Here is a 3,596-nt window from a genome sequence, read left to right on the forward strand (position 1 = left end):
ATGTTAGGGTGTGAGAAAAGGTTAGGTAGTAGTATGAAGCATTTTCTTACATTTCGATAAGCGGCGATTCATGTTAATTGAATGTTGACCCAACTTGAATTATTGTGGGAATACAATGACGAAAAGGAGGGATCACATGCCTAGTAACGAACCTGCCATGGAGAAAACGCTAGCTTCTCAGTATGCCATTCGCTCGTCGGTTTTGAAAAAAAGCAGGAGACTTTTCATGAATCAGGATTGGCAATTGTACGCATTGCTGTCTTTGCCGATGTTGTATTTTCTAATCTTCAAGTATATCCCGATGTATGGAGTAACGATCGCTTTTAAAGATTTTAATATGTTCCAGGGAATATGGAAGAGTCCTTGGGTCGGTCTGGATGCTTTCCGTGAAATATTCCTAATGAAGGATTTCTACAAGGTGCTGCGAAACACGATGCTGCTCAATCTACTCGACTTGGTGGTTTCCTTCCCGGCACCTATCGTCTTGGCTGTGTTATTGAACGAAATCCGGATCAAATGGTTCAAGAAGGGTGCACAAACCGTATTATATCTGCCTCACTTTATTTCATGGGTCATCATCGGAGGGATGGTTTATCAGCTTTTATCCACGAATACTGGGCTGGTAAATATATTATTGAAGTCTTCCGGAATGAAAGCGATTCCATTTCTAACTGAGCCTATCTATTGGGTTATCACCTATGTGGGATCGGGTGTGTGGCAAAATGCCGGTTGGGGTACAATCATTTATTTGGCGGCTTTAGCTGGAATCAATAAAGAGTTATATGAGGCGGCGGAAGTGGACGGAGCAGGGCGTTTGCGTAAGATTTGGAACATTACGCTTCCTGGAATCAAGCCAACCATTATGATTTTGCTCATCATCAACATTGGGAATATGGCCAGCATCGGTTTCGAGCGTCCCTTCGTTCTGGCGAATCCGTTAGTCACCGATGTGTCCGATGTTATAAGCACCTTCGTTTATAAGGTCGGGGTACAATCTGCCCGGTTTACCATCGCTACGGCTATTGGTTTATTCCAGGCTGTCGTCGGTCTGATCTTCCTGTTGTCATCGAACTATATTTCCAAAAAAGTGACCGACCAAGGCATTTGGTAAGGGGGGCTTCTAATGAAAGTCAGGGCAAGCGACAAGATTATCGATAGCTTCATCATCCTGCTTGTAACCGTGGCATCCATCATTTGCCTTGTTCCTATCCTTCATTTGGTCGCTGTCTCGTTAAGTTCCAATGCGGCGATCTTATCCAACAAGGTGACGGTATTCCCGGTAGAATGGAGCACCATGGCATACGAATCTGTGTTTAAGGATGCCAAGATGGTAAGCTCGTTATTTTTCACAATTTTACTAGTATCAGTATTCACGGTAGTGTGCATGATCATGACGATTTGCGCAGCATACCCGCTTACGAAGAAAAGGCTGAAGGGCCGGGATTTCTTTTTGATTATTATCGTGTTCACGATGTTTTTCAGTGGAGGATTAATTCCGGAATATTTGCTTGTAAAATCGTTAAACTTGACGAACACCCTCTGGGCACTAGTACTGCCCGGCATGATCAACGCTTTTTACCTGATCATCCTGAAGTCCTTCTTCGCCTCAATTCCTGAGGAGCTCGAAGAGTCTGCACGGATTGACGGAAGCTCGCATTTCGGAACGTTAGTCCGAATTGTGTTGCCGCTTTCAATGCCGGTATTGGCAACATTGAGCTTGTTCTATGCGGTTGGCCGCTGGAACGGGTTCATGGATGCACTCTTTTATATTACAAACCAAGATTTATACCCGATTCAGCTGAAATTGTACCAATTGGTCATTAGTAATCAAATGAGCGATGCGACTGCGACGGAGGGGATGAATGCTATGGCTCCAATTCCCGAGAGTCTGAAAGCGGCAAGCATCATGTTTGCCACGATTCCAATTTTGCTCGTATATCCTTGGCTTCAGCGATATTTTATTTCCGGGATTATGGTTGGCGCAGTGAAGGGTTGAATGATGCTTTAAATGAGTCCCATTCTACAGGAAAAAGGGAGTTGAATGATTTGCGCAATCAAAAATCGCTTATCCGGACAGTTAACCGTTCACTCATGGTTATTTTATTGGCAGGTATGGTTACAGCTTGCTCTAGCGCCACAGGGGGTACAAATGGAAGTGGGGCTAAAGGAGATCCGGTTACACTGAAAATAGAGCTTTTCGACCGTGGTAACACGCCACCAGGCGCTCCGCCGCTTACGGAAAGTTACTTTGTCAAATACATGCAGGAAAAGTTTGGCGATCCTAATCATATCAAGCTGCAGTTTGTAACCGTTCCGCGAACAGAAGAAGTGCCGAAGCTGAATGTGCTGATGTCGGCCAACGAGGCGCCAGATATTATTTTTACCTATAGTGATCCCGCTGTTCAGAATTGGGTGAAGCAGGGGGGGCTGACCGAGCTTGGCGATTTGATAAACCAGCACGGGCCGAATTTGAAGAAATATCTCGGAGATAAGCTCTTGAACTATGGTAATTTTGATGGAAAACAATACACCATTCCGGCGAAAAGAATTATTATTGCCAGTTCAACGCCGATCATCCGAAAGGACTGGCTTGACAAGCTGGGTATGCAGCCACCTAAAACGACCGATGAGTTCTATACCGTATTGAAAGCTTTTAAGGAGAAGGATCCAGGCAATACAGGCGGCAAGGTGATTCCTTATGGCATTCGGTATAACAACAACCTGGACCCTCTGGTTCGGACGTTCTGGAAGAAAATGACGGAAGAAGAATATTACTCTCTTCCGGATTTGATGAAACCGGGCAATAAAGAAGGTTATAAGTATTTGAACAAGCTGTATAACGAAGGCTTAATTAGCCCTGATTTCGCTTTGGACAAAGATGGTAAGAAATTTCAGGCTGATTTAGTCAACGGATTGATCGGATTTGCGATTACGAATACAAACGAACCTGTCTATCAATCGTATTATTCCACCTTGCAGAAGAATGTTCCAAGTGCGACGCTGCTGCCCGTAGACCCGTTCACGAACTACGAAGGCAAGCATGTGAAGCAAATTTACCATCCGCTTTCTGCTCATATTATGGTACCGAAGGCAAGTAAAAGGGCCGTTGAGGCCATTAAGTATCTGAACTGGATGTCGGATTATAATGTGATCTTCGACTTGCAGAACGGTACGGAAGGGGTTACCTTCAAAAAAGGCGATGACGGCATTCCGGTCATTATGGATACGGATGAAGCCAAGCGAGTGATGTACAACTATTTGGATTACAGCATGCTGATCAACGGCAAAGATATGGGCGATCAGGAAAAAACATTAAAAGCAAACGCGGCTGATCCCAAGTATAAAGACTTCACCATGAATAGTATCAAGGTTGGCGATCAAGATGGACAACTGCCCGCTCGTTTTGACAGACCGATCGAAGCGCAAATTAAATACAATCAAACCTTGGGTGATAAAGCCATTGAAATTTTTGTGAAGACGGTGACAGCAAAACCGGCAGATTTCGATAAGCTGTACGACGATATGGTTGTGGAATATATGAAAACCGGCGGTAAAGAGGTCATGGAAGAACAGAAGAAAGTGTATCAGGATATGAA

Annotated in this window: 3 protein-coding genes; all 3 read left to right on the top strand. The window is 44.4% G+C overall.

From position 1 onward, the window contains the following. Window positions 1-136: 136 nt before the first annotated feature. Window positions 137-1,111 (top strand): ABC transporter permease, encoded by a 975-nt coding sequence (locus AC1DUA_RS28805; protein ID WP_477503021.1) that lies wholly within the window; start codon window positions 137-139, stop codon window positions 1,109-1,111. A gap of 12 nt (window positions 1,112-1,123) precedes the next feature. Further along, window positions 1,124-1,996, top strand: a complete 873-nt coding sequence (locus AC1DUA_RS28810; RefSeq protein ID WP_477503022.1) for a carbohydrate ABC transporter permease — start codon at window positions 1,124-1,126, stop codon at window positions 1,994-1,996. A gap of 95 nt (window positions 1,997-2,091) precedes the next feature. Continuing rightward, on the top strand, window positions 2,092-3,596 hold a 1,505-nt coding region (locus tag AC1DUA_RS28815; protein ID WP_477503023.1), incomplete at its 3' end, for an extracellular solute-binding protein.

The organism is Paenibacillus sp. 01T422 (assembly GCF_056398785.1).